Origin of the sequence: Acidovorax soli (assembly GCF_014207955.1) — a bacterium.
Classification (GTDB): Bacteria; Pseudomonadota; Gammaproteobacteria; order Burkholderiales; family Burkholderiaceae_C; genus Acidovorax; species Acidovorax soli_A.
Window position 1 is genome coordinate 47644 of sequence record NZ_JACHLK010000003.1, and the last position, 16560, is coordinate 64203.

General features: G+C 69.3%; 21 protein-coding genes. 14 read left to right on the plus strand and 7 right to left on the minus strand.

Annotated elements, in window-relative coordinates; genetic code table 11:
• Positions 1-295: 295 nt before the first annotated feature.
• A complete protein-coding gene (locus HNP48_RS08975; protein WP_184856581.1) occupies positions 296-1120 on the minus strand; it encodes an undecaprenyl-diphosphate phosphatase in 825 nt (274 codons plus the stop codon).
• A 208-nt stretch (positions 1121-1328) separates the two neighbouring features.
• Between HNP48_RS08975 and HNP48_RS08980 the strand changes: the two genes are divergently transcribed.
• The 9 genes from HNP48_RS08980 to HNP48_RS09020 all read left to right on the plus strand — a co-directional run bounded on the left by HNP48_RS08980 (position 1329) and on the right by HNP48_RS09020 (position 7597).
• On the plus strand, positions 1329-1739 hold the full coding sequence (locus tag HNP48_RS08980; protein ID WP_184856582.1) for a DUF2306 domain-containing protein: 411 nt from the start codon (positions 1329-1331) through the stop codon (positions 1737-1739).
• 58 nt (positions 1740-1797) lie between these two features.
• Complete coding sequence (locus HNP48_RS08985; protein WP_184856583.1) at positions 1798-2373, plus strand: DUF6622 family protein; 576 nt, start codon at positions 1798-1800, stop codon at positions 2371-2373.
• 38 nt (positions 2374-2411) lie between these two features.
• Positions 2412-2708, plus strand: coding sequence for a 2TM domain-containing protein (locus tag HNP48_RS08990; RefSeq protein ID WP_184856584.1), 297 nt, complete (start codon positions 2412-2414; stop codon positions 2706-2708).
• A gap of 26 nt (positions 2709-2734) precedes the next feature.
• Positions 2735-3802 (plus strand): serine aminopeptidase domain-containing protein, encoded by a 1068-nt coding sequence (locus tag HNP48_RS08995; RefSeq protein ID WP_184856585.1) that lies wholly within the window; start codon positions 2735-2737, stop codon positions 3800-3802.
• A gap of 20 nt (positions 3803-3822) precedes the next feature.
• On the plus strand, positions 3823-3978 hold the full coding sequence (locus HNP48_RS09000) for a hypothetical protein (RefSeq protein WP_184856586.1): 156 nt from the start codon (positions 3823-3825) through the stop codon (positions 3976-3978).
• Between the two features lie 12 nt (positions 3979-3990).
• Positions 3991-4293: a 2TM domain-containing protein gene (locus HNP48_RS09005; RefSeq protein ID WP_184856587.1), complete on the plus strand. Its 303-nt coding sequence runs from the start codon at positions 3991-3993 to the stop codon at positions 4291-4293.
• 21 nt (positions 4294-4314) lie between these two features.
• Complete coding sequence (locus tag HNP48_RS09010) at positions 4315-5379, plus strand: sensor histidine kinase (RefSeq protein WP_184856588.1); 1065 nt, start codon at positions 4315-4317, stop codon at positions 5377-5379.
• Positions 5376-6209 (plus strand): LytTR family DNA-binding domain-containing protein, encoded by an 834-nt coding sequence (locus HNP48_RS09015; RefSeq protein WP_184856589.1) that lies wholly within the window; start codon positions 5376-5378, stop codon positions 6207-6209. Before HNP48_RS09010 ends, HNP48_RS09015 begins: the two co-directional genes overlap by 4 nt.
• A 128-nt stretch (positions 6210-6337) precedes the next feature.
• Positions 6338-7597 carry a putative Na+/H+ antiporter gene (locus HNP48_RS09020; RefSeq protein WP_184856590.1) on the plus strand — a complete coding sequence of 420 codons (1260 nt, stop codon included), beginning with the start codon at positions 6338-6340 and terminating at the stop codon, positions 7595-7597.
• Here HNP48_RS09020 and HNP48_RS09025 read toward each other — a convergent pair whose 3' ends face one another.
• A complete protein-coding gene (locus HNP48_RS09025; RefSeq protein WP_184856591.1) occupies positions 7598-8209 on the minus strand; it encodes a glutathione S-transferase family protein in 612 nt (203 codons plus the stop codon).
• Positions 8210-8333: 124 nt separating this feature from the next.
• Here HNP48_RS09025 and HNP48_RS09030 point away from each other — a divergent pair, with 124 nt between their 5' ends.
• Together HNP48_RS09030 and HNP48_RS09035 are read left to right on the plus strand one after the other, a co-directional pair.
• Positions 8334-9320, plus strand: coding sequence for a YafY family protein (locus tag HNP48_RS09030; RefSeq protein WP_184856592.1), 987 nt, complete (start codon positions 8334-8336; stop codon positions 9318-9320).
• Positions 9317-9958, plus strand: a complete 642-nt coding sequence (locus tag HNP48_RS09035) for an SMI1/KNR4 family protein (RefSeq protein ID WP_184856593.1) — start codon at positions 9317-9319, stop codon at positions 9956-9958. The genes HNP48_RS09030 and HNP48_RS09035 overlap by 4 nt, the downstream gene beginning before the upstream one ends.
• A 4-nt stretch (positions 9959-9962) precedes the next feature.
• Here the strand turns inward: HNP48_RS09035 and HNP48_RS09040 are convergent, their stop codons facing one another.
• The 5 genes from HNP48_RS09040 to HNP48_RS09060 are packed head-to-tail and all read right to left on the minus strand — an operon-like array spanning position 9963 to position 14244.
• A complete protein-coding gene (locus HNP48_RS09040; RefSeq protein WP_184856594.1) occupies positions 9963-10526 on the minus strand; it encodes a TIGR00725 family protein in 564 nt (187 codons plus the stop codon).
• A complete protein-coding gene (locus HNP48_RS09045; protein WP_184856595.1) occupies positions 10486-11298 on the minus strand; it encodes an ABC transporter permease in 813 nt (270 codons plus the stop codon). The genes HNP48_RS09040 and HNP48_RS09045 overlap by 41 nt, the downstream gene beginning before the upstream one ends.
• 15 nt (positions 11299-11313) lie before the next feature.
• On the minus strand, positions 11314-12405 hold the full coding sequence (locus HNP48_RS09050; protein ID WP_184856596.1) for an extracellular solute-binding protein: 1092 nt from the start codon (positions 12403-12405) through the stop codon (positions 11314-11316).
• A gap of 37 nt (positions 12406-12442) precedes the next feature.
• Positions 12443-13471, minus strand: a complete 1029-nt coding sequence (locus tag HNP48_RS09055) for an ABC transporter ATP-binding protein (protein ID WP_184856597.1) — start codon at positions 13469-13471, stop codon at positions 12443-12445.
• Positions 13468-14244 carry an ABC transporter permease subunit gene (locus HNP48_RS09060; protein WP_184856598.1) on the minus strand — a complete coding sequence of 259 codons (777 nt, stop codon included), beginning with the start codon at positions 14242-14244 and terminating at the stop codon, positions 13468-13470. Before HNP48_RS09060 ends, HNP48_RS09055 begins: the two co-directional genes overlap by 4 nt.
• Positions 14245-14570: 326 nt before the next feature.
• Here HNP48_RS09060 and HNP48_RS09065 point away from each other — a divergent pair, with 326 nt between their 5' ends.
• The 3 genes from HNP48_RS09065 to HNP48_RS09075 are packed head-to-tail and all read left to right on the plus strand — an operon-like array spanning position 14571 to position 16548.
• Positions 14571-15482, plus strand: a complete 912-nt coding sequence (locus HNP48_RS09065; protein WP_184856599.1) for a LysR substrate-binding domain-containing protein — start codon at positions 14571-14573, stop codon at positions 15480-15482.
• Positions 15479-16159 carry a nucleotidyltransferase domain-containing protein gene (locus tag HNP48_RS09070; RefSeq protein ID WP_184856600.1) on the plus strand — a complete coding sequence of 227 codons (681 nt, stop codon included), beginning with the start codon at positions 15479-15481 and terminating at the stop codon, positions 16157-16159. The genes HNP48_RS09065 and HNP48_RS09070 overlap by 4 nt, the downstream gene beginning before the upstream one ends.
• Positions 16150-16548, plus strand: coding sequence for a hypothetical protein (locus HNP48_RS09075; RefSeq protein ID WP_184856601.1), 399 nt, complete (start codon positions 16150-16152; stop codon positions 16546-16548). Before HNP48_RS09070 ends, HNP48_RS09075 begins: the two co-directional genes overlap by 10 nt.
• Positions 16549-16560: the final 12 nt, after the last annotated feature.

Here is a 16560-nt window from a genome sequence, read left to right on the forward strand (position 1 = left end):
CAGGCGGAAACAGGCTGCGCGAACGGACAGCGCAACCATGCGTTACAGCTTATCACTTCCAGACCCCAAAGACCCTCCGGACATTGCCACCCCGGGCCGGGCGTTCCGCAGGGGTGCTCATGCGGATTGGTTGTCTATCGCACCACGCGCCACCCACGGCGCATGAAACTGGCGCGAACCAAGCCAGTGCCCCCGTGCAAGGGCCGCCCCGCCGCACTGGGGGCGTCCCCCTCCCGACTCGCGCAGCGGGGAGAGAGAGGGGTGAAGGCGCGAAGCGCCTCAGGGGTGCTTCGCCTCATTCAGCCCACTGCACCCAGCCCATCCAGGCCGTGAGCAGCACCACGATGCCGAACACGATGCGGTAGTAGGCAAATGGCACGAAGCTGTGCGTGCTGATGTAGCGCAGCAGCCAGCGCACGCACAGCCAGGCGCTGATGAAGGAGAACACCAGCCCGGTGGCGAACATCGGGATGTCGGCCACCGACAGCAGGGCACGCTCCTTGTACAGGCTGTACACGCCCGCACCGATCAGCGTGGGCATGGCCAGGAAGAAGGAGAAATCTGTGGCCGCCTTGCGCGACAGCCCGAGCAGCATGCCGCCGATGATGGTGGCGCCGCTGCGGCTGGTACCGGGCACCATGGCCAGGCACTGCACCAGGCCGACCTTGAGCGCGTCCAGCGGCGTCATGTCGTCCACCTCGTGGATGCGCGTGGCCGCGGCCGGGCGTTTTTCGGCCCAGAGGATGATGAAGCCGCCCACGATGAAGGTGCTGGCCACCACCACCGGGATGAACAGGTGCGCCTTGATCGCCTTGCCCAACAGCAGGCCCAGCACCACCGCCGGCAGAAAGCCGATGAGCACGTTGAGCACCAGGCGCTGCGCGCTGCGCTCGCGCGGCAGCGCCACCAGGGTGGCGCGGATCTTCTGCCAGTAAACCAGGATGACAGCAAAGATGGCGCCGGTCTGGATGGCGATGTCAAAGACCTTGGCCTTGGCATCGTCGAAACCGAGCAGGGACCCCGCAAGGATCAGGTGGCCGGTGGAAGAGATGGGGAGAAATTCGGTCAGGCCTTCGACCACGCCCATGAGGGCGGCCTTGGCCAGCAAAACGAGGTCCACGCGTGCGTCCTTTTGGCCCACAGGGCCGGCAAAAGCTGCCGATTATCCCCGCCGCTCACCCCTGAGCAGCACCAAAACACCTGCACTTTGCTCCGGCGCACTGCATTTCGCGCCCCCGCCCCTGCATTCCGTCGCAGGCCGATGGCAGGCCCGGCAGGCGATCGGCACAGTACGCCCATCGACGAACACCGCCCCACCGGAGCCCACCATGCAGATCACCCCCGCCATCGCCATCCACCTGGCCGCCGCGCTGGCCGCCGTTGCCATCGGCCCGCTGGCGCTGTGGGCCCGGCGCGCCCGCGACCAGCGCCCGCGCCTGCACCGCGCCGCTGGCTACGCCTGGGTCACGCTGATGGTGATGGTGGCCCTCTCGGCCATCTTCATCAGCGGCGACAAGGGCCCGCGCCTGGCCGGCTTTGGCGTGATCCACCTGCTGGTCCCCATCACGCTGGGCCTGATCGCCCTGTCGTTCTACTTCCTTTCACGTGGCAACGTGAAAGCGCACCGCCTGCTCATGCAGGGCACCTACGTCGGTTCCTGCCTCGTGGCCGGTGCCTTCACCCTGCTGCCCGACCGCCTGCTCGGCCAATGGCTGTGGAGCCAGCTGGGCATCGCCTGAACCCCTCGTCCCGCCACCTTCGTCCCCCCATTCTTCGTCCCTCTACCGGAGCAACGCCATGATCATCGACCTTCTGATCCACCACCCCGAAGCCCTGCCCACCGTCCTGCAAAAGACCCCCACCTGGGTCTGGGGCCTGCTCGCCGCACTCGTCGCCCTGGGCGCCAGCCAGCTCGTGGCCCGCACCGCCAGCCTGACCCGCGTGGCCGTGATGCCCGTGGCCATGACCCTGTTCTCGGTCTATGGGCTGGTATCGGCCTTCGGCGGCTCCGGCCAGGTGCTGGGCACCCTGGCCGCCTGGCTCGCCGCGGCCGCCGCTGTCGCCACCCTCACCCTGGTGCTGCGGCCCGCCGTGCCGGCCGGCACCCGCTACCTGGCCGATGCGCGCAGCTTCCACCTGCCCGGCAGCCCCCTGCCCCTGCTGCTGATCCTGGGCATCTTCCTGACCAAGTACCTGGTCGGCATCGAGCTGGCCATGCAGCCCGCCCTGGCCCACGACGCCACCTTCGACCTGCAGATCGCCGCGCTCTACGGTGTGTTCAACGGCCTGTTCATCGCCCGCTCGGTCCGCCTGTGGCGCATGGCCCTGGCGCCCCAGGCTGCCCGCAGCGCACCCTGCCACGCCACCGCCTGAATCCCTTCCCCTCCCCCCATTCCCCAAGGAGAACCACCATGTCCCGCCGCTACCCCCTGTCCAACGACCCCATCGAAAACCTGGCCCGCCGCCGCGCAGGCGCCAAGCTGGGCTGGCTCATCCATGCCACCGTCTATGTGCTGGTCAACCTGCTGCTGGTCTCGCTGTCGCTGTCCAGCGGCCGCCACTGGGCCGTGTTCCCCGCCGCGGGCTGGGGCATCGGCCTGCTGGTGCACGGCATGGTGGTGTACTTCATCGCAGGCGGCTCGAACTGGCATGAACGCATGGTCCAATCCGAGCGCGACCGCATTGCCCAGAACAACAACCGCGCCTGAACACGGCACGGCAAAAGGAGACCGCCATGCACCATCCCATCCATCTGGCACTGGCAGGCCTGCTGGCCTTGTCCGCCAGCCTGGCCCAGGCCGGGGTCGGCCTCCGGGAGATCGCCGGTCTGCAGGGCGATGGCCCGGTGACGGTCTACTACCCCAGCAGCGCCGCCGACCAGCCCCTGCAGCGCGGCCCCTTCCAGCTGCAACTGGCCTGGCAAGGAGCGCCGGTGGCGGGCAACGGCCGGCTCGTGGTGGTCTCGCACGGCTCGGGCAGCAACCCCTGGGTCTACTCGGACCTGGCGCGCGCCCTGGTGGCGGCCGGCTTCGTGGTGGCCATGCCCGAGCATGCGGGCGACAACGCCAAGGACCCGTCCAAACCTGGGCCCGACAGCTGGAAGAAACGCCCCGCCGAAGTCTCGCGCGCCATCGATGCCGTGGCCCAGGATGCCGCGCTGGCGCCCCTGCTCTCGCTCGACCGGGTGGGCATGTACGGCATGTCCGCCGGCGGCCACACGGCCCTGAGCCTGGCCGGCGGGCGCTGGTCGCCCGCCCTGTACAAGCAGCATTGCGAGGCGAACATCGCAGACGATTTCTCCACCTGCGTCGGCCTGCTCACCGAACTCAAGGGCAATTTCCTCGATGGCATCAAGAAAAGCGTCGCCGTGGGCGTGATCCGCCAGCGCTACGACGACGCCACCTGGTACACGCACGACGAGCCGCGCATCGCCGCCGTCGTCTCGGGCGTGCCCGCGGCAGCCGACTTCGACATGGCCTCGCTGGCAAAGCCGCGCGTGCCGCTGGCCCTGATCACCTCGGGCAAGGACCTGTGGCTGGTGCCGCGCTTCCACAGCGACCGCGTGCTCGCGTCGTGTGCCGAGCGCTGCACCGTGCTCGCCGCCCTGCCCGATGCCGGCCATGGCGCCCTGCTCTCGCCCCAGCCGCCGCTGGCCCAGATGTCCGACCTGGCCGTGCGCCTGCTGGGCGACCCGCCCGGCTTCGACCGCGGCCAGATGCGCGCGGTGGACACGAAGATCGTGCGCTACTTCGAGCAGCACCTGCCGGTGGCCGCCGCCCCCGCGCCAGCCAAGGCGCCGTGAGCCCAGCGCAGGACACATCCATGCTGTCGATCCTCACTCTGCTCGCCCTGCTCGGCCTGTTGCCGCAGGACCACCCGCTGCGCCGCACGGCGTGCCGCGCGGCATCGGCCATCGTGCTGGCATGCACGCTGCGGCTGCCCGGCGCGGGCTGGCAAAGTCGCCACGCAGCAGCCTAGAATCCACTCTCCATGACCGCCCCCCTGACCCCTGAAGCCATCGAACAACTCGCCCGCAAGCGCGCCGGCGCCAAGCTCGGCTGGTACCTGCATGCCGTCCTGTTCGTGGTGGTCAATATCGTGGTGTTTTCCATGTCGCGCTACGGCTTTGGCAACCGCCCCTGGTCGGTCTACCCGCTGCTGGGCTGGGGTCTGGGGCTGGCCTTGCACGGCGTCTCGGTCTTCGTGCTGGGCACGGGCAGCGGCCTGCGCGAGCGCATGGTGCAGAAAGAGCGCGAGCGCCTGCTGCGCCAGCGCGACAACGAGCAGCGCTGACCTCACAGGCAGCAAGGCGCCATGAAGATCGACTGGCTCGACAAGCTCCAGCGCCTGCTGCAGACCCTGGCCTTCTGCCTGGCGATCTCGGGCATCCAGTACGCCTTCCGCCCCGAGAAGCCCTACTACATTCCCGCCACCTACTCGCTGGCCATCGGCACGCTGACCTGGGCGCTGATCGACTTCGGCCGCCACCTGTTTCCCTCCAGCCATGAATACGGCTGGCCCAAGGGTGTGGCCGGCGTGGCGCTGCCCCTGGTCGGCATCGTGCTGGGCTACCTGGGCGGCACCCTGCTGGCGGACTGGTGGTGCGGTGTCTCGTCGTGGGATACCGAAGGGCGCGCCCAGTTGCGCATCTCCATCGGCATCACCGTGGTGGCAGGCACCATCATCAGCTACTACTTCTACGTGAACGGCAAGAGCGCCTGGCTGCAGGCGCGCATGGCCGAAGTGCACAGCCAGGCCACCGAGGCCCAGCTCAAGCTGCTGGAAACGCAGCTGGAGCCGCACATGCTGTTCAACACCCTGGCCAACCTGCGCGTGCTGATCGGTACCGACCCGGTGCGTGCGCAGGAGATGCTGGACCGCATGATCGCCTACCTGCGCGCCACGCTGAACGCCTCGCGCAGCACCCAGCATCCGCTGGCCGACGAGTTCCAGCGCCTGACCGACTACCTGGAACTCATGGCCGTGCGCATGGGCCCGCGCATGGCCTACACGCTGGACCTGCCCGAGGCCCTGCGCGAGCTGCCCGTGCCCCCGCTGCTGCTGCAGCCGCTGGTGGAAAACGCCATCCGCCATGGGCTCGAACCCGAGGTGGAAGGCGGCCACATCACGGTGCAGGCGCGCACCCAGGCCGGCCCGGCGGGCCGCACGCTGCTGGTGCTGGAGGTGAGCGATACCGGCGCCGGGCTGGATGCGGCCCCACAGCCCGCTCCCGCCAGCCCGGGCTCCAGCTTCGGCCTGGCCCAGGTGCGCGAGCGCCTGGCCACGCTGCATGGCGAGGCCGGCCATTTCGTGCTGGCGGCCAACACCCCCAAGGGCACGCGCGCCACCATCACCTACCCCTTGAGCACCTCCGCATGAACACCGCCACCGCCGCCCCGCGCGCCCTGATCGCAGAAGACGAACCCCTGCTCGCCGCGGCCCTGCAGCAGGAGCTGACCCGCGCCTGGCCCGGGCTGCAGATCGCTGCCACCGTGGGCGATGGCCGCTCGGCCGTGCGCCAGGCACTGGCGCTGCAGCCCGAGGTGCTGTTCTTCGACATCCGCATGCCGGGCCAGACCGGGCTGGACGCCGCCGTGGAGCTGGCCGATGCCTGGCCCGCGGACAAGCCCTTTCCGGCCCTGGTCTTCGTGACCGCCTACGACCAGTACGCCGTGCAGGCCTTCGAGGCCCAGGCCGTGGACTACCTGCTCAAGCCCGTGCAGGCTGCGCGCCTGCAGAAGACCGTGCAGAAGCTGCAGCAGGCCCTGGCAGCCAAGGCCCCCGCCGCCGATGCGCTGGAGGCCACCATGGCCCAGTTGCGCCATCTGCTGGCCGCCCCCGGCGTGGCGACGGCCGCGCCTGCCAGCCCCCCTGCCCCGGCCGGCCCCCTCACCATGATCCAGGCCAGCAGCGGCAACCAGATCCACATGGTGCCGGTGGCCGAGGTGCTGTACTTCGAGGCGGCCGACAAGTACGTGCGCGTGCTCACGGCCGCACGCGAGTTCCTGATCCGCACGCCGCTCAAGGAACTCACCGAACAGCTCGATGCCAGCGTGTTCTGGCAGATCCACCGCAGCACCCTGGTGCGCGCCAGCGCCATCACCACCGTGACGCGCGACGAGGCTGGCAAGCTGCACCTGGCGCTGGCAGGCCGGCCCGAGAAACTGGCCGTGAGCCGGCTCTACGCCCACCTGTTCAAGGCCATGTAGGCCGGCTTTACCCCCTTCTGTTAAAATGGGGGCTGGGTGTTCGTGCTGCAATACGCTGCGAGATAGCGCGACAGGTACAGCGTCGGTCGGGCCGCCACGCGGTCTGTCTGCGACTGGAATTTCTGCCCATGCAAGCCCACACCATCCACTGGATTGCCGCCGCCCTCTTCGGCATCGCCCTGCTCCACACCTTTGCCGCCGGTCTGTTCGAGCACCTGGCGCACCGCTACCCGCGCCATTCCGGCCTGTTCCATCTGCTCGGCGAGGTCGAGGTCGTCTTCGGCTTCTGGGCCATCGTGCTCGTGGTCACCATGGCCTTTGTCTCGGGCGGCAGCCAGGCGCTGGACTACGCCGAGTCGCGCAACTACACCGAGCCCCTGTTCGTCTTCGTGGTCATGGTGATCGCCGCCTCCAGCCCGGTGCTGCGCAGCGTGGTGGCCGTGGTCGACACCCTGGCGCGGCACTTGCCCGTGGCCACGCCGCTGGCCACCGCCTGGCTGGGCCTGGCGGCCGTGCCGCTGCTCGGCTCGCTGATCACCGAGCCGGCGGCCATGACCATTGCCGCGCTGATGCTGGCGCCGCAGATCTTTCGCCGCGCCGTACCCGAGCGCGTGAAGTATTTCGCCCTGGGCACGCTGTTCGTCAACGTGTCCATCGGCGGCACGCTCACCTCCTACGCCGCGCCGCCGGTGCTCATGGTGGCCAGCACCTGGCAGTGGGACAGCGCCTTCATGCTCGCCCACTTCGGCTGGAAGGCCGCGCTGGCCGTGCTGCTCAACGCCACGCTCTGCACCTTCGTGCTGCGCAGCCACCTGCAGCCAGCACAGGGCGCGGACAAGCCCGCCGCGGCACCCGCCGTGCCCCTGGCCGTGGTGGCCGTGCACCTGGGCCTGCTGGCCGCCGTGGTGGTGTTCGCGCACCACCCGGTGGTGTTCCTGGCGCTGTTCCTGATGTTCCTGGGCTACACCCAGGCCTATGCAGAGCACCAGTCGCCGCTGATCCTCAAGGAAGCGCTGCTCGTGGGCTTCTTCCTCGCGGGCCTGGTGGTGCTGGGCGGCATGCAGCAGTGGTGGCTGCAGCCCATCGTCGAGGGCCTGCAGCCCCTGGCCCTGTTCGCGGGTGCCCTGGGTCTCACGGCCATCACCGACAACGCGGCGCTGACCTACCTGGGCTCGCTGATCGAAGGCATCTCCGACCCGGCCAAGTACATGCTGGTGGCCGGTGCCGTGGCCGGCGGCGGCCTCACGGTGATCGCCAACGCGCCCAACCCGGCCGGCGTGGCCCTGCTCAAGGGCGGCTTCACCGACGGCAGCGTGGGCGCGGGCGGCCTGCTGCTGGGGGCGCTGCTGCCCACCGCCGTGGCAGCCGCCGCCTTCCTCATTCTGTGATCAATCCGCCTTGAGCTGCATGGACGGGCGCGCCTGCACCCGGGCCAGCCAGGCCTGCACATGCGGGTGGGCGGCCACGGGCGCACCGATGTAGGCGCTGTAGCCGATGACCGCGCCCACGATCAGGTCCACCAGCGAGAAGTCGGCACCCATCATCCAGGGCTGCGCGGCAAGGCGTGCATCGAGCAGGGCCAGCAACTGGTCCAGGCCGCTGCGCGCCGCATCCGCCCAGACTTCGCTGCGCAGCGCTGCGTCGCCCTGCGTGGACAGTTGCAGACGCACCAGCACCGCGCCGTAGGTCACATAGGCCCAGGTCGCCCAGGACATGGCCTGCAGGCGCTCGGGCGTGTCCTCCTGGGGCCACAGGCCGCGTTCCACACCGTACTTGCCGGCCAGCCAGAAGTGGATGGCCAGGGTCTCGAACATGGGGTTGCCGTCCACCACCACGGTAGGCACCTTGCCATTGGGATTGAGGGCCAGAAACTCGGGGCGGCGCTGGTCGCCGGCCTGCAGGTCCAGCGTGACGCGTTCGTGCGGCAGGCCGAGTTCGACCAGGGCGTTGGCAATGGGGGTGGCGCTGGACATGGGGTGCCAGTAGAGGACGATGGACATGGAAGACTCCTTGGAGAGGTTGTTGAGGGGTTCGATCCGTTGCGGCACTGCGCCGTGAACGTGGGTCCAATGTAGGATGCATTGCGGACAGATTCCGCCCTCGATTCGACGTACATTCATTTCCATGCTGTCCTCGTCCTCCCGCCTCTTGCGCGTGCTCTCCCTGCTGCAGACCCGCAGCCACTGGACCGGCCCCGAGCTGGCCGAGCGGCTGGAGATCCACCCGCGCACCCTGCGCCGCGACATCGACCGCCTGCGCGAGCTGGGCTACCCCATCCACGCCAGCAGCGGCGTGGCCGGCGGCTATGCCTTCCGCGCCGGCCAGGCGTTGCCGCCGCTGCTGCTCGACGACGAGGAGGCCCTGGCCGTGGCCATCGCCCTGCGCATGGCCACGGCCGGCACCGTGGGCGGGGTGGAGGAAAGCTCGCTGCGCGCCCTGGTCAAGCTCGAACAGGTGATGCCCACGCGCCTGCGCAAGCGCATCGACGCGCTGCGCTCGGCCATCCTGCCCACCGAGCACATGGGCCCCACGGTGCAGGCCGCCGCACTCGCGGTGCTGGCCGCGGCCTGCCGCGACCAGTTGCGGGTGGCCTTCGCCTACCTGGACGCCAAGGGCCAGGCCAGCCAGCGCACGGTGGAGCCCCAGGGCCTGGTGCACACCGGCCACCGCTGGTACCTGGTGGCCTGGGACCCGGCGCGCAGCGACTGGCGCAGCTTTCGCATCGACCGCATGGTGGGCGATGCCGTGGCCGGCGCCCACTTCGCGCCACGCCCCGGGCCGGACGGGGGCGACCTCAGGGGATATGTCTCGCGCTCGGTGGCGCTGTCGCAGTTTCCGCAGCAGGCCCGCGTGGTGCTGCACCAGCCCCTGGCCACCATGGCGCGGCGCATTCCGGCCTCGGCCGGTGTGCTGCAGGCCCTGGACGCCGAGCGCTGCGTGCTGGCCTGCGGCGCCCACCAGCAGGGCACCCTGGTGTACTGGCTGCTGGCGCTGCAGGTGGAGTTCGAGGTGCTGGAGCCACCCAGCCTGCGCGAGTACCTGCGGGAAGCCACCGAGCGCGTGGCGCGCGGCCTGGCGCGTGGCTCTGGCAATATGGCGCCCTTGCCATGAACACCATGCCCTACCCCGACCTGTTCCAGATACTGGGCCGCCCGCTCCGGCCCACGGACGCGGTGGACCCGCAGGCCATCGCCAAGGCCGAGCAGTCCCTGGACACCACCGCGCCGCAGGCGCTGCGCGCGTTCTACCTGCTGGCCGGCAACGCGCACGACTTCACCACGGTGTACGACCAGTTCCTGCCGCCCGCCGACTGGAGCCTGCAGGAAGGCAAGCTCGTCTTTCTCGAAGAAAACCAGGACGTGGTGCGTTATGGCGTGGACTGCGGCCCCGCAGCGGGCGACGACCCGCCCGTGTGGATCACCACCACCGGCGATGCCACCGAGTGGCACTTGGTGTGCGAGCGCTGCTCGGAGTTCATCGCCACCATGCTGGTCTGGCAATGCGGCTTCGGCGAGGCCCTGCCGCACGGCGCATCGGGCCTCGCGGGGCCCGGCACCGAAACAGCGCTGAAGGCCGGCTGGCGCTTGGTGGGCACCGTCAACGACATGCGCGCCTATGTGCAGCCCGGGCAGGTGGCCTGCCTGGTGGAATGGAGCGATGGCCTGCGTGTCTTCGTGGGCGCGCTCAGCGACGAAGCGTTGTGGGCGCTGGAAGATGCGCTGGATGTGGCGCTGGAATCCGAAGACTGAGCCGCTACGCCAGAAGGCAGGCCAACACCTTGGCCAGCAGATCGTGCACATCGGCGGCCGGCACGGCCCCGGGCAATTGCACGCCGCCGTAGAGCTCGAACACCGGCTTGCCCCACTTGAGGCCCAGGGCCATCTCCGACAGGGTGCCCAGGTTGCTGCCGATGGCCACCAGGCAGACACCGCTGCGCGCAACGATGGCGTTGCGCATCTCGCCCATGCCGGTGGGCACGGCCACGCTGAGCCATTCATTGGCATTGGCGTCGTCGTCCTCGGGCAGGATGCCAACGGCCATGCCGCCGGCCTCGGTGGCACCGCGCGACGCGGCCGCCATCACCCCGCCGCGCCCGCCGCAGATGATCACCATGCCCGCGCCGGCCAGCGCATGCGCCACGGCGTGGGCGGCCGCGCACTCGGCCACGCCTGCGTCACCCGGCCCGATCACGGCCACGGGCTGGCGGTGGCGCCCGGGGCCCTGCTGCCTCAGGGCCAGGCGCTGCAGCGCCTGCAGCACCGGCTCCGGCCAGGTTTCAATGGCCTGCACGGCGCTCGCGTTGTCGCGTAAAGACATCACCCACTCCCATCACCACCACACACACCACCATCAGCACCAGCGACAGGGCCGCCGCCACCGCAAAATCCGACCCGCCATCGCTGACCTGCGCCAGCAGCATCAGCGGCAGGATGTTGAGCTGCGTGCCCACCAGCGCCAGCGCCGTGCCATAGGTGCCCATGGCGATCGCGGCCACCATGCAGGCGTTGGACAGCACCGAGGGCGCCACCTCGGGCACCACCGTGTCCCAGAAGGCCCGTGCGCGCGAGGCCCCCAGCGTGCGCGCGGCCTGCGCGGGACGCAGGTCCAGGTTGGCGAACACCGGGTACAGCGACAGCGCCACGCGCGGGATCAGGTAATAGGCATAGGCCACGCCCAGGCCCGAGACGCTGTAGATCCAGCTGCCGATCACCGCCGGGTCACCGCCCAGGCCCGCCAGCAGCTGCGTGACAAAGCCCGCCCGCCCGAACGCCAGGATGAAGCCGTAGGCGATCACCAGGCCCGAGAAGGCCAGCGGCAGGCCCAGCAAGGCCATCATCCACTGGCGCCGCGCCGCGGGCTGGCGTGCCAGCTCGATCGCAATGCAGGTGCCCACCAGCGCCGACACGGCGCCCGCCGCCAGCCCCAGCGCCAGCGTGTTGCGCAGCGCGCCCAGGAACAGCGGGTTGCCGAACAGCCGCCCGAAAGCGCTGGCGCCATCGCCAAAGGCCTCGGGCAGCAGCGCGGCCAGCGGCACCGCAAAGAAGAGCGCCATGAAGGCCCATGCGGGCCAGGCGCCAAAGCGTCGCATGCGGGCCGGCTCCCTTTACTTGTTGCCCAGCGCGGCCTGCGCCCACAGGCGGTCCACATCGGCCTTGCGCTCGGAGGCTTTCACCACGTCGAGCGGGCGGATCTGCGGCGCGGCCGGCATCTTGGCGGCCACGTCGGCCGCCAGCGGCGTGCCGGGCACGGCGGGGCGCACGAAGCCCTGGGCGAACAGCGATTGGCCGGCCTCGCTCATGATGAAGTTGAGCCAGAGCTTGCCCGCATTGGGGTTGGGCCCGTTCTTCACCAGGCTGATCGCATAGGGTGCGGCCACGCTGGCCTCCTTGGGAATGACCACTTCCACCGCATCGCCCATGCCATCCACGTGCTTGGCCTTGAGGCCGTCGTTCTCGTAGCTGATCCACACGGGGATCTCGCCCTTGAGGAACTTGGCGTAGGGCGTGGTGCCTTCCACGCGCAGCACATTGCCGGCCGCATGCAGCTTGCCCAGGTAGTCGGTGCCGGGCTGCACGTTGTCCACGCCGCCGCCATTGGCATACGCCGCCGCAAAGGTCAGCACCTGGCCGATGCCGGTGGAGCGCGGGTCCAGGTAGACCACGGTGTTCTTGAACTCGGGCTTGAGCAGGTCGGCCCAGCCCGTGGGCATGTTCTTCACCAGCTTCTTGTTGACCAGGAAGGCGATGTTCAGCGTGTGGATGGTGAACCAGCGGCCTTCGGCCTCGCGGAACACGGGCGGCAGCTTGTCGAAGTTGACAGGTTTGAAGGGCGCAACCACGTCTTTCTTCGCGGCGTCCACCGCCGAGGCGGCGAAGTAGTAGGCCGTGTCGGCCTGCGGGCGGCGCTTGGTCTTTTCCAGCGCGACCACGGTGGCGGCCGAGCCGATGTCGTTGTAGGTCAGCTCGATCTCGGGGTAGCGCTTCTTGAAATCGCGGAACAGCGACTTCCAGTTGGCCCATTCGGGGCCGGTGTCGAAGGAGACGCACAGGCCCTCCTTCTGCGCCTCGGCGTACAAGGCCTTTTCGCCCGCATAGAGCTCGGGGCCGTCGAAGGCAAAGGCGGTGCGGGCGGCGAGCGTCGCGAATGACAGTGCTGGCAGTGCGCCGGCGGCCTGGATCAGTTGTCTGCGTTGCATGGTGAAAGCTCCTCGATGGGATGGTTTGGGAGGGAAGTCAGAGGTCGAGCAGGCGGATGTGCTCGGGGGCAATGGCAATCGCTTCGGCCGCCGGCCGAGCCGACTCGGCGAGGAAGGGCTTGCCCGCACCGGGCACCTCGAAGTCGTAGCGCGTGAGCGCGCCCAGGTAACGCTGGGCACCGGTGCGCCCTTGCAATCGGTTCACGCTGCCGGGCGCCGGGTCGGCACGCACATGCTCGGGGCGCACCATCGCGTGCAGCACCGTGCCCACGGGGCGGCTGCCTGTGTGCGCGTGGAGTTCGGCAAAGCCCAGGTCCACCCGGCCCGGCGCGCAAACCGTACAGGGCAGGATGGTGGACAGGCCCACGAATTCGGCGACCGCGCGGCTGGCGGGCTGCTCGTACAACTCGCGCGGCGTGGCGATCTGCAAGAGGCGCCCATCCTTGAGCATGGCCACGCGATCGGCCATGACCAGGGCCTCCTCCTGGTCGTGCGTGACCAGCAAGGTGGTGGCGCCAAAGCGCTGCTGGATGGCGCGGATCTCGTCGCGCAGGTGGCCGCGCACGCTGGCATCGAGGGCCGAGAGCGGTTCGTCAAGCAGCAGGGCCTGCGGGTCGATGGCCAGGGCCCGCGCCAGCGCCACGCGCTGCTGCTGCCCACCCGAGAGCTGGCCAATGCCGCGCTGTGCGTAGCCCGAAAGGCCGACGATGCCGAGCAGCTCCTGCGCGCGCCGGTGGCGCTCGGCCACGGGCACCTTGCGCAGTTTGAGGCCATAGGCCACGTTGTCCAGCACCGACAGGTGCGGGAACAGCGCATAGTTCTGGAACACCATGCCCATGCGGCGCTGGTGCACGGGCATGGCCGACATGTCCTGCCCGCCGAAGACGATGCGGCCCGTGTGGCCGGTTGTGAGGCCCGACACCAGCTTGAGCAGCGTGGACTTGCCCGAGCCGCTGGGCCCGATCACGGCCACCAGTTCGCCGGCACGCACGTCCAGAGAGACTTCGTGCAGGCCATGCGTGCTGCCAGGGTAGCGGTAGCTGACGTTGTCGAGGACGAGGCTCATGGCTGGTCTTTGCGGGCTTGGACGAGGGAAGAAGACAACAGGGCCGATGCACCCGCCAGCACCAGCAGGACCACCGTGGCGGCGCAGGCAAAGCCCGTGGCGCCGTAGAAGGCCTGCAGCAGCACGACGGGGTAGGTGCGGTTCTGGAAGCTGGTGAGCAGGTTGGAGACACCGAACTCGCCCACCGAGATGGCAGCCACCATCACCAGGCCGCTGAGCAGGCTCTGGCGCAGGCTGGGCAGCACGATGCCCGTGAACTGCTGCCAGCCCGAGGCGCCCAGCGTGGCCGCGGCCTGCTCCAGCCGGTGCAGGTCCAGGTGGCGCAGGTCGGCCAGCAGGGTGTTGGTAAGGTAGGGCAGCGTGAGGATGGCGTGCGCCGCGATGAGCAGCGGCATGGAGCCCAGCCAGGGCGCGAGGTCGGTGTTGAACACCACCATGTAGCCAAAGGCCAGGGTGATGGCCGGCACGGCCACGGGCATGGCGCTCACGATGCGCGCCGCCAGGCCCCCGCCGCGTCGCGCGCCGTGGTACAGCGCATAGGCCAGCGGCAGCGCCAGCACGGTGTTGATGGCGCAGGCCGCCAGCGCCACCACCAGGCTGCTCACGAAGGCCTTGCGGAACGAGCTGTCCAGCCACAGGTCCTGGTACCACTGGCCGGTGGCGCCGCTGGGCAAGAGCGTATTGGTCCAGCTGCCGCCCACGCTGCCCACCAGCAACAGTGCGATGGGCAGCAGCAGGTACAGGCCGTAGACGAGGGAAATACCGCGGATCACCTTGTTGTCTCCAATGTCCTGAGAGCGGCCAACAAAACTCTTCTGGCGTCGTTGCCGCGTCTTGTCGTACTACCCGTACTGCCTGCGACGCAGCGCCTGGCCAGAACCGCTTCGCTGAGTTTTGTTATCCGCTCCAATTGCCGGCATACTTTCCGGATACGCAACTGTCGATTCACACCTCTTGCTGCGATGGCCGAATTTTATGAACCAACACGGTTTTCATGGGTGAATCATGGAACACAACACTTGAGCGATTGGAAAATGTTTTTCACTACAACGTCATCAAGACGCGCTAGCGTGGACGGGTTGTGCAAGGAGCGCCAGGCATGAAGCGCGACTGCCCCACCATCCAGGAACTGCTGGCCTTTGACGCCGTTGCGCGCCACCAGAGCATCACTTTGGCGTCGGGTGCGCTGTGCATCACGGCCAGCGCCGTGAGCAAGCAGGTGGCGGGGTTGGAGGCCTTTCTAGGCCGCCAGCTGCTGCAGAAGAACGGGCGCGGCGTGGAGCTCACGCCCCAGGGCCGCGTGTACTGGCAGAAGATCTCGGGCGGGCTGCGCACCATCGAGGCCGCGACCTTCGAGGCGCGCTCGGGTGATGCCGGGGCGGGCCTGCTCACGCTGGCCAGCGTGCCCACCTTTCTCACCAAATGGCTGATCCCCCGGCTGCCGGCCTTCAGCCAGCAAAGCCGCCATGTGATGCTGAGCTTCAGCCGCCACCTGGAGCCCAGCGACGGCATTCCCGCCGGGGTGGACGCCGCCATCCGCTACGGACCCGACGGCTGGCCGGGGGTGGTGTCGGAGTACATCGCGGGGCGCGAGTTCGTGCTCATCGTGGCGCGCAGCCTGGTCGAGGGGCGCCACCGCATCGCCCAGCCCACCGACATCCTGGGCCACACCCTGCTGCACCACGAGGGCGCGCCCACGGCCTGGCGCCAGTGGGCCACCCAGCACGGCGTGCCCGAGGTACAGACCCTGGCGGGCCCGCGCTTCGCCCAGTATTCGGCCCTGATCCAGGCCGCACTCAACGGCCTGGGCATCGGCCTGGTGCCCGCCCTGCTGGTGCAAAAAGAGAGGGCCGAGGGCGCCTTGCTCAGCCCCTGCGGCAGCCCGGTGCGTGTGGACCAGGGCCACTACCTGTGCTACCGGCCCGACCGGCTGGACCTGCCGGCGTTTGCGGCCTTCCGCACATGGTTGCTCCACGAAGGCGCGCAGTCGCGCGGGGGCAGCACGGAATGACCGCACCGAACATCCACTGGACACCCTTGCTGCGCACCCTGTGCGAAGAACTGACCCGGGAGGGCGGCAACCACACCTTGTTGCTCTACGGGTCACGGGCCGACGGCACCGCGGACGAGGACAGCGACTACGACATCGCCGCCTTTGGCCCGCGCGACAGCACAGGCCGTGACACGCGCACCATCGACGGCACGTTTCTTGACGTATTCCTCTACCCGGAATCGGCGCTGACGCAGCCCGGCCCTGAATGGCTCAAGCTGCGCGGCAGCGTGGTGCTGCTGCAGCGGGGACAGGAGGCGGATCGATTCCTGCAGGGGCTGGCTGCCGTCTTCACGCAAGGCCCGCCCCCGCTGCCCGCCGACGAGATCGGCGCGCGCACCACCTGGGCCTGGAAGATGGCGGCCCGCATGGAGCGCGGCGATGCCGAAGGCCACTACCGCCGTGCCTGGCTGCTGACCGCCTTGCTCGAAGACTACTTCGCCCTGCGCAGGCAGTGGTTCGAGGGGCCCAAGAAAGCCCTGCAATGGCTCCAGGCACACGACCCCGAGACGGCGCTCGCACTGCAGGCCGCCTTGCGCCCGGATGCCTCGCATGCCAGCATCCGCCAGGCGGTGGCCCGCGTGGCAGGCCCCTGGCCAGGCAGACACCCAACCCCAGGAGGCAATCCATGCCCGTGAGCACTGACATGGCCGGCGAGATCCGGTCCTTCTTCGATGCCTTCGTGGCGGCCTTCGCCGAATTCGACGGCCCCCTGGTGGCACAGCGCTATGCCGTGCCCTGCATCGCCGTGGAAGCGCAGGGGGCGGTACGGGCCTTCCACACAGCGCAGGACGTTGGCGGCTACTTCCAGGCCGTGCTCACCACCTACCATGGCCAGGGCTGCCGCTCTTGCCGCTTCAGCGATCTGCAAGTCGTACCCATGGGCACGCTCAGCGCGCTGGCCAGTGTTTCCTGGGAGTTGCTGCGCGCCGATGGCAGCGTGGCCAGCGGCTGGCGCGAGTCCTACCACCTGCTGCGCACTGGCCAGGGTTGGCGGGTGGTGGCTTCCGCTGACCACGCCGGCTGAGCCGCCAACCCG